Annotated in this window: 15 protein-coding genes; 8 read left to right on the top strand and 7 right to left on the bottom strand. The window is 74.7% G+C overall.

Annotation, left to right across the window (positions count from 1 at the left end):
• Positions 1-4: 4 nt before the first annotated feature.
• A complete protein-coding gene (gene yidD / locus ACFY4B_RS13615) occupies positions 5-562 on the top strand; it encodes a membrane protein insertion efficiency factor YidD (protein ID WP_259317003.1) in 558 nt (185 codons plus the stop codon).
• 112 nt (positions 563-674) lie between these two features.
• Here yidD and ACFY4B_RS13610 read toward each other — a convergent pair whose 3' ends face one another.
• Entirely contained in the window at positions 675-3,029 is a 2,355-nt protein-coding gene (locus ACFY4B_RS13610; protein ID WP_117492965.1) for a glycosyl hydrolase family 18 protein, read from the bottom strand.
• A 302-nt stretch (positions 3,030-3,331) separates the two neighbouring features.
• On the opposite strand from ACFY4B_RS13610, the gene ACFY4B_RS13605 reads away from it, so the two are divergent.
• Together ACFY4B_RS13605 and ACFY4B_RS13600 are read left to right on the top strand one after the other, a co-directional pair.
• On the top strand, positions 3,332-4,006 hold the full coding sequence (locus ACFY4B_RS13605; protein ID WP_387967893.1) for a class I SAM-dependent methyltransferase: 675 nt from the start codon (positions 3,332-3,334) through the stop codon (positions 4,004-4,006).
• A 95-nt stretch (positions 4,007-4,101) separates the two neighbouring features.
• Positions 4,102-5,187: a hypothetical protein gene (locus ACFY4B_RS13600; protein ID WP_387967891.1), complete on the top strand. Its 1,086-nt coding sequence runs from the start codon at positions 4,102-4,104 to the stop codon at positions 5,185-5,187.
• Here the strand turns inward: ACFY4B_RS13600 and ACFY4B_RS13595 are convergent.
• Complete coding sequence (locus ACFY4B_RS13595; protein ID WP_387967889.1) at positions 5,184-7,427, bottom strand: hypothetical protein; 2,244 nt, start codon at positions 7,425-7,427, stop codon at positions 5,184-5,186. The two genes, ACFY4B_RS13600 and ACFY4B_RS13595, sit on opposite strands and share 4 nt — an antisense overlap.
• A 411-nt stretch (positions 7,428-7,838) precedes the next feature.
• On the opposite strand from ACFY4B_RS13595, the gene ACFY4B_RS13590 reads away from it, so the two are divergent.
• On the top strand, positions 7,839-8,426 hold the full coding sequence (locus tag ACFY4B_RS13590; protein WP_049656177.1) for a TerD family protein: 588 nt from the start codon (positions 7,839-7,841) through the stop codon (positions 8,424-8,426).
• Positions 8,427-8,614: 188 nt separating this feature from the next.
• Here the strand turns inward: ACFY4B_RS13590 and ACFY4B_RS13585 are convergent, their stop codons facing one another.
• Positions 8,615-10,075 carry a lytic transglycosylase domain-containing protein gene (locus ACFY4B_RS13585; protein ID WP_387967886.1) on the bottom strand — a complete coding sequence of 487 codons (1,461 nt, stop codon included), beginning with the start codon at positions 10,073-10,075 and terminating at the stop codon, positions 8,615-8,617.
• Between the two features lie 490 nt (positions 10,076-10,565).
• Here ACFY4B_RS13585 and ACFY4B_RS13580 point away from each other — a divergent pair, with 490 nt between their 5' ends.
• Together ACFY4B_RS13580 and ACFY4B_RS13575 are read left to right on the top strand one after the other, a co-directional pair.
• Positions 10,566-10,976 carry a hypothetical protein gene (locus ACFY4B_RS13580; protein WP_143204668.1) on the top strand — a complete coding sequence of 137 codons (411 nt, stop codon included), beginning with the start codon at positions 10,566-10,568 and terminating at the stop codon, positions 10,974-10,976.
• Positions 10,977-10,994: 18 nt separating this feature from the next.
• Positions 10,995-11,303, top strand: coding sequence for a hypothetical protein (locus tag ACFY4B_RS13575; RefSeq protein WP_380777468.1), 309 nt, complete (start codon positions 10,995-10,997; stop codon positions 11,301-11,303).
• Between the two features lie 13 nt (positions 11,304-11,316).
• Here ACFY4B_RS13575 and ACFY4B_RS13570 read toward each other — a convergent pair whose 3' ends face one another.
• The 3 genes from ACFY4B_RS13570 to ACFY4B_RS13560 all read right to left on the bottom strand — a co-directional run bounded on the left by ACFY4B_RS13570 (position 11,317) and on the right by ACFY4B_RS13560 (position 14,687).
• Positions 11,317-12,936: an alpha/beta hydrolase gene (locus ACFY4B_RS13570; RefSeq protein ID WP_387967884.1), complete on the bottom strand. Its 1,620-nt coding sequence runs from the start codon at positions 12,934-12,936 to the stop codon at positions 11,317-11,319.
• Between the two features lie 130 nt (positions 12,937-13,066).
• On the bottom strand, positions 13,067-13,708 hold the full coding sequence (locus ACFY4B_RS13565; protein WP_387826349.1) for an NAD(P)-dependent oxidoreductase: 642 nt from the start codon (positions 13,706-13,708) through the stop codon (positions 13,067-13,069).
• 55 nt (positions 13,709-13,763) lie between these two features.
• Entirely contained in the window at positions 13,764-14,687 is a 924-nt protein-coding gene (locus tag ACFY4B_RS13560) for an EamA family transporter (protein ID WP_387967881.1), read from the bottom strand.
• 111 nt (positions 14,688-14,798) lie between these two features.
• Between ACFY4B_RS13560 and ACFY4B_RS13555 the strand changes: the two genes are divergently transcribed.
• Positions 14,799-15,296, top strand: coding sequence for a MarR family winged helix-turn-helix transcriptional regulator (locus ACFY4B_RS13555; protein ID WP_074004989.1), 498 nt, complete (start codon positions 14,799-14,801; stop codon positions 15,294-15,296).
• Positions 15,297-15,407: 111 nt separating this feature from the next.
• On the opposite strand, the gene ACFY4B_RS13550 is transcribed toward ACFY4B_RS13555, so the two are convergent.
• On the bottom strand, positions 15,408-16,274 hold the full coding sequence (locus tag ACFY4B_RS13550; RefSeq protein WP_387967877.1) for a methyltransferase domain-containing protein: 867 nt from the start codon (positions 16,272-16,274) through the stop codon (positions 15,408-15,410).
• 29 nt (positions 16,275-16,303) lie between these two features.
• On the opposite strand from ACFY4B_RS13550, the gene ACFY4B_RS13545 reads away from it, so the two are divergent.
• Positions 16,304-17,827, top strand: a complete 1,524-nt coding sequence (locus ACFY4B_RS13545; protein WP_387967875.1) for a PLP-dependent aminotransferase family protein — start codon at positions 16,304-16,306, stop codon at positions 17,825-17,827.
• Positions 17,828-17,888 lie beyond the last annotated feature (61 nt).

Here is a 17,888-nt window from a genome sequence, read left to right as displayed (position 1 = left end):
AGCAGTGTCCGACCCGACGCCGGATCTCGGCGCCCACTTCCCGCCGGCCCGCCCGGAGCGCGCCTGGTGGTGGCTGCCCGCCTCGGAACGGCTCCGGCGGAAGAAGCAGCGGCGGGCCTGGGAGGACTACCGGGAGCGCTACCGCAAGGAGGACCACGCCAAGGCCCAGCGGCGCAAGCGCGCCCGGGACGAGGGCGCGGACTGCTGCGTCGACGGCTGCTGCGAGTTCGCCGACCCCTGCCTGATCGCCCTGATCCCGGTGATGATGGCCTCCGGTGTCCGGTTCGCCCTCACCGGGGCGCGCGGTCGCCGGGCGGCCGATCCGTCCGCCCCCGCCCCGCGCGGGTTCGCGGCCGGGGTGCTGTACGGCGCGGTGCGCTACTACCGCGCCGAGGTCAGCCCCCGCCGTCCGGCCTGCTGCCCGTACACGCCGTCCTGCTCGACCTACGCGGTGCGGGCGCTGCACCGGCACGGTGCGCTGCGCGGGGCCCGGCTGACCGCCGGGCGGCTGCTGCGCTGCCGCCCGGGCGCGGGCGGGGCGGACCCGGTGCCGCCGCGCTGAGCCGCGGCCGGCCGGGTCGCGACGGCCGAGCCCGGGACGGGAAGACCGCGGATGGCCCGCGCGGAGTCTCCGCGCGGGCCATCGCTCATTCCTGACGAAGCGTGACGAAACGTCAGCGAAGGCTGCTGTCCATCGAGTTGAGCATGGTGCCGGAGGCGTCGTCGTTCTCCAGGGAGAAGGCGAACAGCCCGCCCAGGCCCTTGGCCTTGGCATAGGCCCCGCGCGCCTGGACGGCCTGCGGGGTGTCGCCGGTCCAGAAGTTGGTGCCGTCGTAGACCCAGCTGCTCTCGGTGACCGGGTCCCAGTGGGTCTGGGCCGCGGTCGGGTTGAGCTCCTTCCAGGCGGCCAGGCCGGCCTCCTGGCTCAGCGGCTTCTTCGCCGTCGGGCCGGTCGCGCTCTGGTACAGGCCGTAGTTGGAGCCGGCCGGGACGCCGGTCCAGCCGCGCCAGTAGAACGGGATGCCCAGCACGATCTTGTTCGCGGGGAAGCCGCCGGGGATGCCGTACTCGGGCAGGCCGGTGGTGTACGCGGCGAGCGTGGTGTCCACGTTGTACTTGCGGGTGCCCGGGGTGATCGGCGTGGTCGGGTCGGCCGGGCTGTCGTGCAGCGGGTCCTGGTGGTTGGTCGGGCCGGTGGCGTCCCACGCGCCGTGCATGTCGTAGGACATCACGTCCGCGTAGTCCAGGTAGGCGCCGATCTTGTCGGTCTCCAGCTGGGCGACCTTGTCCTGGCCGCTGGGCAGTGCGGCGGTCAGCAGGTAGCGCTTGCCCTGGGCGGCGCCGAGGGCGTCCAGCTGGGTGCGGAACTCCTTGAGCAGCAGGGTGTAGTTCTGCTTGTCGGCCGCGGAGTAGTGGTTGCCGGTGTGGCCGCCGGCCGAGCCCGGGTACTCCCAGTCGAGGTCGACGCCGTCGAAGAGGCCCGCCGCCGAGGCCGCGCCGCCGGAGGCGTCACCGGCCACGCCGGTCGGCAGGTTCCCCTTGAGGAACATGTCGACGCACGAGGAGACGAAGGCCTTGCGGGAGGAGTCGGTGGCCGCCGCGTCGGAGAAGTACTTGGAGTACGTCCAGCCGCCGATCGAGATGGTGAACCGCAGGTTCGGGTACTTGGCCTTCAGCTGGCGCAGCTGGTTGAAGTTGCCCTTGAGCGGCTGCTCCCAGGTGTCGCTGCTGCCGTCCACGCTGGTGGCGGAGCTGTAGTCGGCCTGGTAGTCGGCGTAGGCGTCGCCCGCGCCGTCACCGGCGTTCGGGTTGGACTCGTTGGCCGAGTCGGAGGCCTTCACCGCCTGGAAGCAGGTGAACTTCGTCGGGTCGATGTTGGCGAACGCGTAGTGGACGACGTCCAGCTTGCCCGCCGCGCCGCTGGTGTCGACGTTCTTGGCGTTGTACGCGTTCTCGTAGACGCCCCACTGGTCGAAGTAGGCGGAGCGGATCGGCTGCTGGGCGGGGGCGGCCGCGGTCGTGGTGCTCACCGGCGCGGACTGGGCGGAGGCGTGGCTGCCGGAGTAGCCCTGGACGCTGAAGGTGTAGCTCCTGCCCGGCAGCAGCGAGCTGACCGCGACGGAGGTGCCCATCGAGGTGGCGACGAGCTGGCCGTTGGACCACACCTTGTAGGCGACCGGGCCGTCGCCGCTGGTGAGGGTGGACGGCTGCCAGGTGAGCACCACCGCGTTGGAGGTGGTCCTGGTGACCGCGAAGCCGGTCGGGGTGGTGACCTTGCCGTCCCCGGCCGGGCCGCTCGCGGTGGCCGTCGGGGTCGGGGTGGTGGTCGTGGGGGTGCCCGTGGGGCTGCCGGTCGCCGTCGGGCTCCCGGTGGGGCTGCCGGTGGCGGTGGGGCTCGCGGTGGCCGTCGGGCTGGCCGTGGCGGTCGGGCTGCCGGTGGCCGTCGGGCTGGTGGACGAGGTGGGGCCGGCCGGGCCGGTCAGCGTGAGGTCGTCCGCGTAGTAGGTGCCGGTGCCGTACCAGCCGTGGGTGAAGACCGTGACGGAGGTGGTGGTGGCACCGGTGGTGAAGGTGGTGCTCAGCTGGTTCCAGCCGGTCGCGCCCGGCGTCCAGGCCGAGGAGTTGACGCCGGTGCCGGTGGCGCCCAGGTAGACGTAGCTGCCCTGCACCCAGCCGGCCAGGGTGTACGTGGTGTTCGGCTGGACGGTGACGGTCTGCTGGCACTGCGCGGTGTCGCCGGCCGAGGCGGCGCCGGCGAGCGCGCGGCTCCCTCCATGCACCGGGGTGGTGACGACCGAGCCGTTGGAGCAGGTCCAGCCGGCCAGGGTGCCGGTCTCGAAGTCGCCGTTGGTCAGCAGGTTGACCGGGGCGGCCGAGGCGGAACCGAAGGTGAGGGCGATGGCGGCGCCGCTGGTGGTCAGCGTGGCGGCCAGGGCCAGTGCGGTGGCTCTTCTGCGCTGGGCGGCCCGGCGGTCGGCGCGCTCCCCGGCGGGGTGGGCGGGCCGTGCGGGCGTGACGCGGTCGTGCATGCGGTGGGTCCTCCGGATGTGTGGGGGGTTCCGGCGGTGCGGTGGCCCGGGACGGGCCGAGGGGAGCCGGCCCGGGCGCGGTGGGGGCGCGCGGGCTGGTGACGCGTGCTGACGAGCGGTGTGCGGACGAGCGGAGTGCGGACGCGACGGGCGGCCGACCCGTGCACGTCACGACTGAACAGATTGGACTGGACCAATATTCGCCGTCAAGGGTGTCCGCCCGCTGGACCGTTCCCTGCCGGGTCGGCGGCGGCCCGGTAGGTTGGCCGGTACGAGCAGGCCCGTCGAACGGAGGACGCGCGATGGACAGCCAGGACTGGGACGACCGCTACGCCGCGAGCGAGCTGGTGTGGGGTGCCGCGCCCAACCGGTGGGTGGTCCGCGAACTGGCCGGGCGCACTCCCGGCCACGCGCTGGACCTGGCCGCCGGAGAGGGCCGCAACGCGATCTGGCTGGCCGCCCAGGGCTGGGAGGTCACCGGACTGGACTTCTCCGCCGTCGCCCTGGAGCGCGCCGAACGGCTCACCGCCGAGCTGCCCGACGAGGTCGCCGACCGGCTCACCTGGCGCCACGGCGACGCCCGCGCCTACGAGGCCCCCGCCGCCGGCTACGACCTCGTCCTGGTCGCCTACCTGCAGATCCCCGCCGCGGAGCGCCGGGCCGCGCTGCGCCGCGCCGCCGACGCGCTCAGCCCCGGCGGCACCCTGCTGGTCATCGGGCACGACCTGAGCAACCTCACCGAGGGGGTCGGCGGCCCGCAGGACCCGGCCGTGCTCTTCACCCCGGAGGACGTCCTGGCGGACCTCGCCGACCGCGGGCTGCGCACCGTCCGCGCCGAGCGGGTGCACCGGACGGTCGGCGGCGAGCCGGGCCACAAGGGCGCTGCGGGCGCCGAGAGCGGCGAGGGTACCGAGGCGAACGAGGGCGGCCGGGTCGCGGTGGACGCGCTGGTGCGGCTGGAGCGGAGCGGCGGATGACGGGCGGGGGCACCGGCGGGGCCTGCCGGACGGCTGCGCCCTGATCCGCCTGGCGGCGTACGACAACTGACAGTTCGTCAACTAGCTTGTGGGGCATGAGGACTCGCATGCTCCCGGCGGTCTTGGCTGCCGTCGTGCTCCTGGCCGGCTGCGGCAGCTCGGGCTCCGGTTCCGAGGAGGAGCCGGCGCCCGGACCGACGGGTGCGCCGTCGGCCGGCGGGTCGTCGACCGGCGCGGCCCCGAGCGGCACCTCCCCGAGTGGGGCCGAGCGCCGCGCCGACGGTGCCCGGCTGCTCTACCGAGCCGGGGGCGGCCACAGCGCGCAGAACCCGGCCTTCGCCCCGGACGGCCGCTCGGTGCTGCTGACCGAGTTCAGCGGGGGCTACAACAAGGGCGCCGCCGCCCTTGGCGTCCTGCCGCTGGACGGCGGCGCGCCGCGTACGGTGTTGGAGGATCCCGACAAGGCGGCCGTCAACCTCCCCGGCAGTAGCTGGAACGCCGCCGCCGACGCCTTCGCCTTCGCCACCGACCGGGAGTCCGGGCACGACGAGGTCTGGCTGATGAAGCCGGGCGGCGCCCCTGAGCGGGTGACCAGCCACGCCGACGGCAGCGGTTACAGCGAACCGAGCTTCTCCCCGGACGGCGAGTGGATCGTCTTCCAGCAGAGCTGGGAGCCGGAGCACGCCGCGGTGCACGACGACGCGGCCGAGCAGGACTCGCTCTGGAAGGTCCGCCGCGGCGGCGGCGCGCCCGTCCTGCTGGTGGACGGCCGGGGCACCGGATCCGACAACCGGCAGCCGAACTGGTCCCCGAAGGGCGACCGGATCGTCTTCCAGCGGCGGAGCGCGGGCCGCGAGGACTGGTCGCTGTGGACGGTGGACGCGGACGGCGGCGGACTGCGGCGGGTCACCGACGCGCCGGGCGAGCACACCGACCCGAGCTGGTCCCCGGACGGCCGCTTCCTGGTCTTCTCCTCCAACCTCGGCGACCTGCCGAACGCCCAGGTCTTCGTGGTGGACGCGGGCGGCGGCACTCCCGTCCGGGTGACCCGCGACGACACCGCCTACGACGGCGCGCCGAGCTGGTCCCCGGACGGGCAGTGGATCGCCTTCGAGTCCGCCCCGGGCGGCGAGGCCAACCCCGCCGCCCTCTGGCGCATCCAGGCCCCTGGAAACCGCTAGGCGGTGGTGATCGTCACCACCGAGTACTGGGCGACGGTCAGCGGCACGCTGACCGTCGCGCCGGTGACGGTGTACGGGACGGCCTTGGGCGCCGGGTCGGTGCCGTCCGGGCTCGCGACGGTGACGGCGGTGACGCCCGCCCCGGCCGGGAGGGCGTAGGAGAGCGTGCAGTTGGCGGGTGCGCTGCGGAACGCCGCCGGGGTGTCGCCGAAGTTGGTGAAGTTCACCAGGTGGACGACGGTGTCGGCGCCGAGCCGCCGGGCGTCCAGGAAGATCCGGCGGTCCCCGGCGAGGGTGACCGCCGGCGGGGCGGCCTGCTGGACGGCGGTGAGCAGCTGGTCCGCCGAGGCCTGGTCGGTCTTGGTGAGGTAGCTCAGCCCGGGCAGTGCCTTGACGTACCAACAGCTTCCGCTGCCGTAGGAGTTCCGCTTGCCGGTGGGAAGCGGGTCGGCCTTGCGCAGGCCGAGCACGTCGGAGAGCGCGAACTCGGTGCGCTGGCCGCCGAGTTCGTCCAGCGCGGTGGGTGCCGGGCCGGTGATCACGATGGTTCCGCCGGCCGAGACGAAGCCGCGCAGCAGCGCCGCCTCGGTGTCCGAGACCGCCTGGAGGTTGGGCAGCAGCAGCACCTTGAACCGGGCCAGGTCGTCGGCGGTCAGGCCGGGGCTGGACACCGTGTCGAACGGGACGTGGGCGTAGACCAGCGCCTTGACGGTTCCCCGGAACTCGCCGAGCCAGGGGAGCGAGGCGCAGCTCATCTGCGGGTCGTCGCCGCCCCACCAGTCGGCGATCCCGGCCGGGGCCTTGGCGTTGACGTACATCCCGTTGCCCTCGCCCGGGGCCACGTAGTCCCGGGACGGCGCCGAGTGGTAGACGCCGACCTGCGCGATCGAGGCCGGGTCGTAGAGCTTCGTCTGGTTGGTGCGCACGAAGCGGTACATCCGGGTGCGCATCGCCGCGTCCACGGTGTCGTTCTTGAACGGGGTCTTCACCTCGTACGGGTTGCAGCCGGCCGCGATCAGCTGGGACATCACCAGCGAGGCGTCGTCGGCCTGCCAGCCGTAGGAGAACGCCCAGGCCGGCTTGGTGCCGCTGGCGGCGCGGGCGTACTTGTACATGGAGATCAGGCAGACCCAGTCGGAGGCGGTGGCGTGCCGCATGCCGTCGTAGTTGCCGAGGATGTCCACCTCCCAGACCTGGCTGACGGCGCCGGGGGCCTGGCGCAGGTAGCCGCCGTCCAGGCCGATCGAGGTGGCGTAGCGGTAGTCCATCGACACGGTTTCGACGAAGGTGACCAGGTCGGGGTTGACCGAGCGGCCCGCGTCGGCGATGTCCAGCTGGAATTGGAGCAGGTTGCGGTGGCGCCACTCGACGTAGCGGCGGAAGGCCGGGTCGGCGAAGTTCGCGGCCGTGGGCAGGGCGAGGCCGGTGTCGGCCTTGAACGCGGCGGCGCCCCAGGTGGAGGCGTCGCACCAGGTCTGCACGCCGTCGAAGTAGATCGGGACGTCCGGCCAGATGCCGTCCACGCCGGTCGCGGCCACGCCCTTGATCCGCTTGAGGTAGTAGTCCCGCCAGGGCGAGTTGGGGCTGAGCCAGACGCTCTCGTCGCCCGGGTCGACCCAGACCACCACGCTGCCGTAGAACACGTTGGGCTTGCCGGCGAGGTCGCGCTGGACCCAGTTCTTGCCCTGGTCGTTCTTGTAGAAGGAGCGGCCCTTCTCACCGCCGGGGGAGATCAGCTCCAGCGACGGGTAGTACATGACGACCTTGAGGCCGGCGGCGTGGGCCAGGCCGGTGAACTGCTTCACCTCGGCCATGTGCGCGGCGAACTGGGCGTCGGTGAGCCAGTCGGAGAGCAGGGTGTCCAGCTCGATGACGCTGACCTCCTGCGCCTTGAGGGCGTCCACGGCGCTCTGCATGTCGGCGGGCTCGTTGAAGGTGCCGTCGGCGATGCGGGCGTAGCGGGCCCAGTCCGGCCAGGTCTGCGCGGCGGTCCCGGGGGCGGCGGCCAGGTGGGAGGTGGGCCACTGGCCCTGGTACTCCGAGTTTCCGTAGTCCTCGGCCGCGGCCGGTGCGGGCGGCGGCCCGGCGGCCCAGGCGGCGCCGCCGTTCAGCAGCCGGACGGTGGCCAGCGCGCCGCCGGCGCCGAGGCCGGCCCGGAGCAGTCTGCGGCGGCCGAGGCGGGATCCCCCCGGGCGTTCGGGGGTGGTGTGCTGTTCGGTTCCTTCGTGCTGCTCGGGCATGGTGGTCCCCCCAGCGTGAGCGGGCCGGCGCGGGTCGGCCTGGCCCGGGAACGGTCGTGAGCACTGCGAGTGGTGAGCACGGTGGATCGTGGGCACTGCGAGTGGTGAGCACGGTGGGTCGTGAGCACGGTGGGTCGTGACGTACGGCGATCGGTGCGCGGACGGCGCGCCGTGGTTGCCGGCGGCGGTCCCGGGGCCGACCCTAGACCGTGCGCCGCCCCGGTCGTCCGGTCGCGGTCCACGGCTACGCCAGACGTCTGACCGCCGGTTCCCTCAGTGTGCGGACCGTTGTCGGGGTGAGGTCCGGGGGAGTTCGGGGTAGGGGTGCTCGCAGGGCGCCGTCGATGATCATAAATTCTCTACAGTGCTGTAGATTCGCGGCACGGGCGGTGGCAGAACGAGGAGGACGCGATGAGCGTTTCGCTGGCCAAGGGACAGAAGATCAGCCTGGAGAAGCCGGGCGGTGGACAACTGAGCCTGGTCCGGATGGGCCTCGGCTGGAAGGCGGCGGAGCGCAAGGGCTTCTTCGCCAAGCTGCTCGCCGCCGGCCGGGAGATCGACCTGGACGCCTCGGCGGTGCTGTTCGCCCAGGGGCGTCCGGTGGACGTGGTGTTCTTCCAGCACCTCAACAGCAACGACGGCTCGGTCCGGCACAGCGGGGACAACCTGGTCGGCGGCGCGGGCGACGCGACCGACGACGAGTCGATCACGGTCGACCTGACCGCCGTCTCCGCCGAGGTCGACCAGATCGTCTTCACCGTCAACTCCTTCACCGGGCAGACCTTCCAGGAGGTCGAGGCGGCCTTCTGCCGGCTGGTGGACGAGACCACCGGCGTCGAGCTGGCCCGCTACACGCTCACCGCCGGCGGCCCGTACACCGCCCAGGTCATGGCCAAGGTGCAGCGCACGGCCACGGGTTGGCAGATGACCGCGATCGGCCAGCCGGCCAGCGGGCGGACCTTCCAGGACCTGATGCCGGAGCTGGTCAAGCACCTCTGACCCGCTGCGGCGGGTGCCCGGCGCTGCCGGCGTCATGGGGCGCGTCCCGGTCGTCGACGACGGGACGCCGGTCGTCGCCCAGCGCTTCCGGGCGGTCGGGGCGGACAACGGCGCGCGGCCGTGAGGCAGTGACCGGCAGCGCCGGTTGAGCGGGGCGCGGTTCCTCAGGAGGAACCGCGCCCCTTTGCTCACTTCGTCGGGGCGGCCGACGGCGAGAAGGCGGCGCTGGGAGTGGTGCTGGGCGCGCCGCTCGGGGTGTCCGTCGCGGTCGGGGTGGGGGTGGGGCAGCCCGGGAGGGGCGTCGCCGTCGGGGTGCCGGTGGGCGTGGCGGCCGGGGACGGGGAGCCCGTCGGGGTGGGCGTGCCGGTGGGGGTGGCCGTCGGGTCCGGGCAGCTGGTGGGCGTACCGGTCGGGGTACCCGTGGGCGTACCGGTCGGAGTCGTGGTGGGCGTGCCGGTCGGCGTCGCCGTCGGGGAGGCGCCGCCGCTCGGGGTGGTCGTCGGCGTCGCCGACGGCGAGGTCGAACCGCCGGGCGTGGGCGTGGCGGTGGCGCTCGGGGTCGTCGTCGGCTGGGGGCTCGGCGACTGGTCCGGCGTCGGCGTGACCGGTGCGGGCGGCTGCGGCTCCGTGCTGGGCGTGCCGCCGGTGCCCGTGCCCGAACCGCCGGTGGGCAGGCCCGGGAGGTACGGCGAGGGCAGCGGGGCGGGCGGCACCGGGGAGCCCGGACGGTTCGGGACGGTGGTCACCGTGCCGCTGCCGTAGTGCGCCATCCAGTTGCGCACCGTCCGCAGGTACTCGCCGGAGTTGTTGTAGCTGAGTATCGCCCGGTCGAGCTGCGCCGGGTCGGCGAGGTCGCGTCCGCCCGCGCACAGGTAGCGGCCGGCGCTCTCGGCGGCGTCGAAGATGTTGTTCGGGTCGGCCTTGCCGTCGCCGTTGGCGTCCACGCCCCAGGAGGCCCAGGTGGAGGGGATGAACTGCATCGGCCCGACGGCGCGGTCCCAGCGGGCGTCGCCGTCGTAGCGGCCGCCGTCGCTGTCGGGTATCGCGGCGAAGCCGTTGCCGTCCAGGGCCGGGCCGAGGATCGGCGTCAGCGTCGTGCCGGCGGCGTCCACCTGGCCGCCGTTGGCCTGGCCGGACTCGACCTGGCCGATCGCGGCGAGCAGCTGCCACGGCAGGTGGCAGCCCGGCGAGCGCTGCGCCAGCGAGGCCTCGGCCTGGCGGTAGGCGGCGAGCACGGTGGCGGGCAGCGCGGGGCCGGTGGCCGCGAACGGGCCGGCCGAGGGCAGGCCGGGCAGGGTGCCGGGAGGCTGCGGGAGCTGGACGGTGCCGCCGCCGTCGGCCGGCACGCCGGTGCCGAAGGTGCCGGGGAGGTCCGTCGAGGGGCCGCCGCCGGGCAGGTAGCGGCCGGCGCCCTGATCGGCGGCGCCGTTCGCCGGACCGGCGTCGGCGACCGCGGCCGGGGCGAGCCCGATGCCCGTCACCTGAGAGCCGGTCAGCGCGGCCAGCGCGGCGAAGGCCGCCGCCGTCCCCGTGACCCGCTTGCCTATCCGGACCTTCCGCCCGTCCTTGGCCTTGCCGATCCGCACCGTCATCCGCTGCCCCTCCCCGTTGCCGTCCGGACCCTTCCGGAACGGTTGAGCTGTCGTCATCGTGCCCGTCCAGCCGAGGACCGGGCCCGCCGCCGCCACGATTAGTATCACGACGATCTGACAGGGACAGGGTGACCGGGAGGCGGACCGGAGCCCTCCGAGGGGTTAACTCGGCACCTCAGCGGGGGTGCGGCCGGGCGCCGTGCCGTCCGGCCGCCTGCGCCGCCTACCGCCTCCCGACCGCGACCCGGCGGCAACTCCCGTTCTGGTACGGAGAGTTGGCCGGGAGGCCAATACCAGTGGGACGGGCGCTCCCGGGCGCCGGACCGGCGGTTCGGGGCACGGGGGTGGTGCGTCCGCGGCGTTTCGGGCCCCCCGGCGCCGCCTGCTGCCGCCCCTGCTGACCTGCTGGAACGTCGGAGGGCGTCGGTGGCGCCACTACCAGGAAGGACGTCGGGACGCCAGGGCACGACCCCGACTCGGCCCTGGACGGGTGACGTTCTGGTGAAAATGGGCATGCCAGGAATGACTGCCCGGCATGCTGTGCCGCGTGATGATGCGGATGGAGGTCCAGACCGTGAGCCCGAACCTGCCGGAGACCCTCGCCGAGGGGACGGTCGTCCTGCCGGCTCCCCCTCGGGTGGTGGACGACCTGGCCCGTGACCTGACCCAGGCCGCCGCGGCCGTCCGGGCGGTGTCGCGCACCCGCCGCTCCGGTGGGGACGTCGCGGTCGCCGCGTACACGGCCGTGGTGTGCACCGGGCGGTCCCCCGCCGGCGTCCTGGAGGAGGCCGCCGCCTGGTGCCGGCAGGCCCCCGAGGCCGAGGTGCACTCGCTGGCCTGGGCGCGGGTGCCGGGACACCGCGAGGACGTCCACGAGTACCGCGTCACCATGGCCGTCAGCTTCCCCGACGACGAGACCGGCGAGCACGTCGGGGACACCCACCACGCCTACCGCTGACGCCGTATCATCGCCCTCATGACTGAGGGGGGTACGAACGAGATGACGAAGGACCCGACCGCCGACCCGGACGGCACGGCCGCGGGGGAGCACGCCGACGGCCCGCGGGAGCTCTCACGGGCCGCCGCCGTCGTGGTCACCCTGCTCGCGGCGCTGTTCGGCGCCGCGGTCCTGCTGGCCGTGTTCCACTGGCTGGGGTGGGGCGTCCCGTGGGTCGGCTGGATCGTCGCCAAGGCCGGGATCAAGCTCGCCGTCGGAGGCTTCGCCGGGCTGGCCGTCGGCTTCGCCTGGCTCCGGGGCAGACTGCGGGCGCGGCCCCGGAACTGACCGGCGGCCGGTCTCAACCGGCCTGCGGGGAGGGGCAGGTGAGGTCGCGCCCCGGTGCGGTGCCGTCCAGCAGGTAGCGCTCGACCACCGCGCTGACGCAGGTGTTGGACGTGGGGTACTGGCCGTGGTCGCCGCTCCCGGTGACGGTGACCAGCCTGGAGCCGCGCAGCGCGCGGTGGGCGCCGAGCGCCGCCTCGTAGTAGGTCGCCGGATCGTGCACCGAGTTGAGCATCAGCGTGGTCAGCAGGTGGGCGCCGGTCACCGTGACCTTGGGCGCCGGGGCGACCGGCCAGGCGGCGCAGACCGCGCTGAAGGCGAGCGTCCGGGCCCCGGCCAGCGGCCAGCGGGCGGTGTTCTCGGCGCCGCGCTCGATCCAGCTGCCCAGGTCCCTGGTCCACGGGGTGTCGTTGCAGGTCACCGCGAAGTACTCGGCGAGGAACTCCGGGCTGAGGTAGCTGTTGAAGGCCTTCGCGGCCGCCGCCCTGGTCGCCGGAGCGGCGCCCTGCCAGTCGTCGACGGTGGCCAGGATCCCGGCCAGGTCGGGGAAGTTGGCCGCCCGGTAGATCGCCGACATGGTGAGGCTGTCCAGCTGGTTCGGGCCGATCGTCACCGGGCCCTCGACGATGGGGGAGTCGTGCAGCGCGGCCCGCCGCTGCTCCCAGTGCGCCCGCACCTGCTCCGGCGTGGCGCCCCAGTGGTAGGTGGCGTCCCGGGCCGCGAGCCAGGGCACGAAGTCCTCGTCGAAGCGGCGCTGGAAGCTCATCGGCTGGCCCAGCTCGAAGGCCTCCCAGGTGCCGTCGAAGCCGATGTTGCTGTCCAGCACCATCCGTTCGACCCGGTGCGGGAAGAGCGTCCCGTAGTAGGCGCCGATCATGGAGGCGTAGGACGGGCCGTAGTAGCTGAGCCTGCGCTCGCCGAGCAGGCCGCGGAACAGGTCGATGTCGTGGGCCGTCTGCTCGGTGGTCAGATAGGGGAGGAGGTCCCCGCTGCGCTCCTGGCAACCGGCGACCAGCTTCTTCGAGTTGGCGATGACCCGGTCGATGGCTGTCGGGGACTGGTCGCGGTAGTCGCCGGCCAGGAACTCCTGGAACTCCTCCGGGGTCTGGCAGACCGCCTTGGTGCTCTCGCCGACCCCGCGCTGGTCGAAGCCGACGACGTCGTACGCGGCGCCGAGCGCCGGGGCGGCGCCGGCCAGCCCGGCCGGGCGCAGCAGGCCCGAGCCGCCGGGGCCGCCGGCCGCCATCAGCAGGGTGCCCTTGCGCTTGGCCGGGTCGGTGGCGCGGTGCCGGGAGACGGCGATGGTCAGGTCGGCCCCGACGCCGGGGTGGTGCCAGTCGCGCGGGGCGGTCATGGCGGCGCAGTCCAGCGCGGGCTGCTGGGCGCAGGGCTGCCAGTTCAGGCTCTGGTGGGTGTACCGGGCGGGCGCCGGGTCGGCGTCGCCCGGGTCACGCCCGGTGGCGGCCCCCGCGGTGGCGGGCGCCGCCAGGCCGGCCAGCACGGCGGCGGCGACGGCCAGCACGGCACGGCGGCTGCGCCGGGCGCGCCGCGGGGCGGTCTCGGCGGGCCGGCTCCCGGCCTTGCTCCGGGTCTGGTTCTGGTTCTGGGCCGGGGTCTTGGTCACGGTCTCGGTCACAGGAACGATCATGTCCGGCCCCGGCCTGACGATCGATCACCCCCACTGCCGTCTTCGGGGTGGTGCTGAGTACACCCCCGCCGGGGCGGGGGTGCCAGGGCCTCGGGTGGTCAGGTGGATGGGCAGGTGGTCAGTAGGCGGCGGTGAAGCGGGACCGGCGGTGGGCGGGCCGCTCGGTCTCGTCGAGGAGTGCGACGGCGAGGTCCTCCATGGAGATCGCCGAGGTGCCGTCGGCGTCGACCAGCAGCTCGTCGCGGCCGGTCCGGAACCGGCCGGTGCGCACGCCGGGCTCCAGCAGCGCGGCCGGGCTCAGGTACGTCCAGTCGGTGTCCGGGCCGGCGGCGCGGTAGAGGTCGAGCTGCTCGCCGCAGGCCAGGGCGATGGGCCGGATCGCGTCGGGGAAGCCGGGGCTTTCGACCAGGGTGGTCCCGCCGCCGCCCGGGACGAGCAGGCTGCCCGCGCCGCCGACGGCCAGCAGCCGCACGCCGGTGCCGGCGATCCCGGCGAGCAGGCCCTTGGTGGCGATGGCCAGCTCGTGCTCGCTGCCGGGCGCCGGGCGGGTGGCGGTGACCACCGCGTCCTGTCCGGCCGCGATCCGGGCGACGTCCTCGGGCGCCCGGGCGTCGCCGACGACCAGGGTGACGGCGGGCGGCAGGTCGTGCGGCTTCGCCGGGTCCCGTACGACGGCGGTGACGTGGTGGCCGCGGGACAGGGCCTCGGCCACGACCCGGCGGCCGACGTTGCCGGTGGCGCCGAACACGGTGATGCGCATGGGGTACTCCCTGGAGGTGGTGGGAAAGGGGTGGGAAGGGTGGGGCAGGGCGGGGTCAGGCGTTCTCGCGGACGGGCCGCGGGGCGGCCGTCGGCCCGGCTCCGGGCGCGGACTCCGGTGCGGTGCGCGGCCGTTGGATCTGGGCGGCGAGCAGCGAGCCGAGCACGACCAGGGCGCCGAGCGCCTGGAGCGGGCTGAGGTCCTGGCCGAGCGCCAGCCAGCCGAGCAGGGTGGCGACGACCGGGCTGAGCAGGGCGAGGAAGGAGACCGAGGTCGGCGGCAGGGCGCGGAGCCCGCGGAACCAGAGCACGTAGGTGACGGCCGCGCCGATCAGGCAGAGGTAGGTGTAGCCGAGCACGTTGGCAAGGCTGTAGTGGGACGGTGGGGCGCCCTCGGTGAGGAGCGTGACCGGCACCAGCAGCAGTCCGCCGGCGGTGAGCTGCCAGCCGGTGGTGGCGAGCATCGGCGCGGGGGAGGCCCAGCGCTTGGAGAGGACGATGCCGGCGGCCATCACCACGGCACCGCCGAGCGCGGCGGCCACCCCGACCGCGTCCGGCTCGGCGTCGGCCCGCAGCACCAGCAGGCTGACGCCGGCGACGCCCGCGATCCCGGCCAGCACGGTGCGCAGGGTGAGCCGGTCGCCGAGGGCCAGGGCCGAGAGCCCGGCGGTGACCAGGGGTTGGACGGCGCCGACGGTGGCGGCGATGCCACCGGGCAGACGGTAGGCGGCGATGAACAGCAGCGCCTGGAACACCCCGATGTTCAGCGCGCCGAGGATCAGCGAGCGCCACCACCAACTGCCCTGCGGCAGGCGGCGGGTGAGGGCGATCAGGAGGAGTCCGGCGGGCAGGCAGCGGATGACGGCGGCGAGCAGCGGGCGCCCGGGCGGCAGGAGTTCGGTGGTGGCCAGGTAGGTCGTGCCCCAGACCGCCGGGGCGAGGGCCGTCACCAGGACGAGGGCGAGGCGATTTCTTAGCACTAAGGCAATGTATCTCAGCGCTAAGGCATTCTTCACCGCATCGAGTGAGTGACATGGCTCACGGTTACCTCAGCGCTAAGGAATGTGGTCGGGATCGCCTACCCTGAACCCGTGGCAGATCATGTGGACCGCGTCGTCGCGCAATGGGGCACCGAGCGCCCCGACCTGGACGTCTCCCCGATGGAGGTGTTCGGCCGGCTCAAACGCCTCTACCGGCTGGTGGACACGGCGCTCAACCGCACCTTCGCCGAGCACGGGCTGGACGCCGCCTCCTTCGACGTCCTCGCCACCCTCAGGCGCAGCGGCCCGCCCTACCGCCTCACCCCCACCGGCCTGATGCGGTCCGCGATGGTCACCTCCGGCGCCATCACCCAGCGGCTGGACCGGCTGGAGGCGCGCGGACTCGTCACCCGCGCCCGCAGCGACCAGGACGGCCGCAGCCGCGAGGTCGCCCTCACCCCCGAGGGCCGGGACCTGATCGACCGCGCGCTGCCCGACCACCTCGCCACCGAGTACCGCATGCTGGCGGGCCTCGACGAGGCGCAGCGGACGGCGCTCGTCGAGGCGATGCGCACCCTGCTGGCGGACCTCGGGGACAGTCCGGAGTAGCGCGGTCGGGGTTTGGCTCCCAGGCGGGCCCCGCGGGCGCGATCGTGACCCCCGTCCACGACCCCGCCCGCGGGGCCCGCTCCGGCAGGAGCAGGTCCCGGCGGGCCCGCGCTACGGCCGGGCCGCCACCGCCTTGAAGAAGGTGTAGTGGAACGTCCCGCCCGGCTCGGCCGCGCGGCGCAGCTCCGCGATGCCCCGGTCGAAGGCCTCCGGGGTGCTCAGTCCGGCCTCCAGCGCCTCCGCCCGGACGGCCTCGACCATCGCGACGAAGGTCCGGCGGGTGAAGCCCTCCACCAGGGCGGGCCGGGCGTCGTCGGCGTAGACCGTGCGCGGGCGGACCGTCACCCGCGCGAACCCGGCCTCCGTCAGCAGCGGGTGGAGGCGGCGGCCGAGCAGGCCGTCGCCGCCCGCCCGGGCCTGCAGCCGGACCAGGTGGTCGACGGTGCGGCGGGCCGCCGGGGTCTCCGGGTGGAAGAGCGCCGAGCCGTGGTCGCCCTCGATCACGGTGATCGTCCCGCCCGGCCGCAGCACCCGGCGCAGCGCCGCCAGCCCGGCGGCGGGGTCGGCCAGGTGCTCCAGCACGAAGCAGAGGAAGACGTGGTCGAAGGAGCCGTCCGGGAACGGCAGTCGGTGGAGGTCGCCGTGGTGCCAGGTGACGTCCGCTGCGGGTGCCTGCGCGGCCACCCGGGAGCGGGCCTGGGGCAGCGAGTCCGCCGAGAGGTCGGCCGCCGTCAGCCGCACGCCGGGGCTGGCGGCCAGCAGGTGCACGGTCTGCGCCCCCACCCCGCAACCGGCCTCCAGCACCCGGCTGCCCGCGGGGTAGGCCGTGCCGGCGTGCAGCAGTTCGGCGAGGGTGTCGGCCTGGTCGCCGAGGCGCCGGGCCTCGGTCTCCGAGTAGCCGTGGACGTAGTCGGGGCCGTGGTCGGGGCCGTGCTCCGGCGCCGCCGCGTTCGCGGGCGCCGTCGTTTCCGTGGTCATGGCCCCACCCTCGCCGCCACTATGGTCCGGTGAACAGGTCCAAAGCCGAGGCATCCGACCGGTCCAAAGAGGCCGGCGCCGACTTCCTCCAGCTCGACACCACCGAGGCTCCGCCCGGCGGCCTCACCGACTGGCTCGCCCGCCGGCTGCGCGAGGCCGTCGCCGACGGGCGGCTCCCGGTCGGGGCCCGGCTGCCCGCCGGCCGGGTGCTGGCGGCCGAACTCGGCGTCTCCCGCGGGGTGGTGACCGACGCCTACCGGCGCCTCGCCGAGGAGGGGCAGGTCGCCGGCCGCGGGCGGGGCGGCACGGTCGTGGTCGCGGCCACCGCCGTACCGGTCACGGCCGCCGTCGTACCGGGGGAGGTGCCCGCGGCGCGGCCGCCCCGCCAGGCGCCCGCGCTGTTCCGGGACGACCCCGACCCCGAGGTCTTCGAGCGGCTGCGCGGCGCCCCCGCCAGGATCGACCTCACCCCCGGCGTGCCCGACCTCGCGGCCTTCCCCCGCGCCGCCTGGCTGCGCGCCGAACGGGCCGTCCTCGACGGCCTCGCCGCGTCCGACCTCGGCTACGGCGACGTGCGCGGCACCCCGGCCCTGCGCCGGGCCGTCGCCCACTGGCTGGCCCGCAACCGGGGCATCCGCGCCGACCCCGACGAGGTGCTGATCGTCGCCGGTACGGCCCAGGCGCTCGCCCTGCTCGGCCGCGCGCTCGGGCGGGCGCGCATCGACGAGGTCGCGGTGGAGGACCCGGGCTCGGTCGGCGTCCGGCAGCACCTCGCCCACTGGCTCGCCGCCACCCCGCCCGTCCCGGTCGACGCCGAGGGCGTCCGGGTCGACGCGCTGCGCGCCACCGGCGCCCCGGCCGTCCTGCTCACCCCGGCCCACCAGTTCCCGACCGGTGTCGTGCTCGGCGGCGAACGGCGCCGCGAACTGCTGTGCTGGGCGGCGGAGGGCGGCCTGGTCATCGAGGACGACTACGACGCCGAGCACCGCTACGACCGTCCGCCCGTCCCGGCCCTGCGGGCGGTCCTGCCGGATCGGGTCTGCTACGCGGGCAGCGTCTCCAAGCTGCTCGCCCCCGCGCTGCGCACCGGCTGGCTGCTGGTCCCGGACCGGCTGCGGGACGCCGTCCTGGAGGCCAAGCGGTTCGCCGACCTCGGGAACCCGGTGCTGCCCCAGCTGGTCCTCGCCCGGCTGATGGAGTCCGGCGACCTCGACCGGCACCTGCGGCTGCTGCGCCGCCGCCACCGCCGCCGCCGGGATGCGATGATCGACGCCATCCGCACCCACCTGCCGGGGGCCACGGTGCACGGCGCGGCGGCCGGCCTCCACCTGATGCTGACGCTCCCGGAGGGATGCGGCCGTACCGATACGGGGTTGGCCGCCGCCGCCCTGGCCGAGGGGGTCAAGGTGCAGCCGCTGTCCTGGCACGCCCGGCTGCCGCACCCGCCCGGCCTGGTCCTCGGCTACGCGGCGGGCTCGGTGTCCGAGATCGCCGAGGGCGTGGCCGTCCTGGGCCGGCTGGTCCGCGGAGAGGCGTCACCTCGCGGAGATTGAGTCGGATTATCGGATGAATACGGTGTATGGGGGAATGCCGCGCCGCACCCCTGGGTACGTT

It is taken from the genome of Kitasatospora sp. NPDC001261, assembly GCF_042896795.1.
Taxonomy (GTDB): domain Bacteria; phylum Actinomycetota; class Actinomycetes; order Streptomycetales; family Streptomycetaceae; genus Kitasatospora.
The sequence above is the reverse complement of the archived record's forward strand: the minus strand, read 5'-3'. Positions and strand labels throughout refer to the sequence as shown.

Coding starts and splice junctions, on each gene's coding strand:
- ACFY4B_RS13595 (WP_387967889.1), bottom strand. CDS start 7,427: ATGCCCGAGCAGCACGAAGGAACCGAACAGCACACCACCCCCGAACGC.
- ACFY4B_RS13550 (WP_387967877.1), bottom strand. CDS start 16,274: ATGACCACGGAAACGACGGCGCCCGCGAACGCGGCGGCGCCGGAGCAC.
- ACFY4B_RS13575 (WP_380777468.1), top strand. CDS start 10,995: ATGACTGAGGGGGGTACGAACGAGATGACGAAGGACCCGACCGCCGAC.
- ACFY4B_RS13600 (WP_387967891.1), top strand. CDS start 4,102: ATGAGGACTCGCATGCTCCCGGCGGTCTTGGCTGCCGTCGTGCTCCTG.
- ACFY4B_RS13605 (WP_387967893.1), top strand. CDS start 3,332: ATGGACAGCCAGGACTGGGACGACCGCTACGCCGCGAGCGAGCTGGTG.
- ACFY4B_RS13610 (WP_117492965.1), bottom strand. CDS start 3,029: ATGCACGACCGCGTCACGCCCGCACGGCCCGCCCACCCCGCCGGGGAG.
- ACFY4B_RS13590 (WP_049656177.1), top strand. CDS start 7,839: ATGAGCGTTTCGCTGGCCAAGGGACAGAAGATCAGCCTGGAGAAGCCG.
- ACFY4B_RS13585 (WP_387967886.1), bottom strand. CDS start 10,075: ATGACGACAGCTCAACCGTTCCGGAAGGGTCCGGACGGCAACGGGGAG.
- ACFY4B_RS13565 (WP_387826349.1), bottom strand. CDS start 13,708: ATGCGCATCACCGTGTTCGGCGCCACCGGCAACGTCGGCCGCCGGGTC.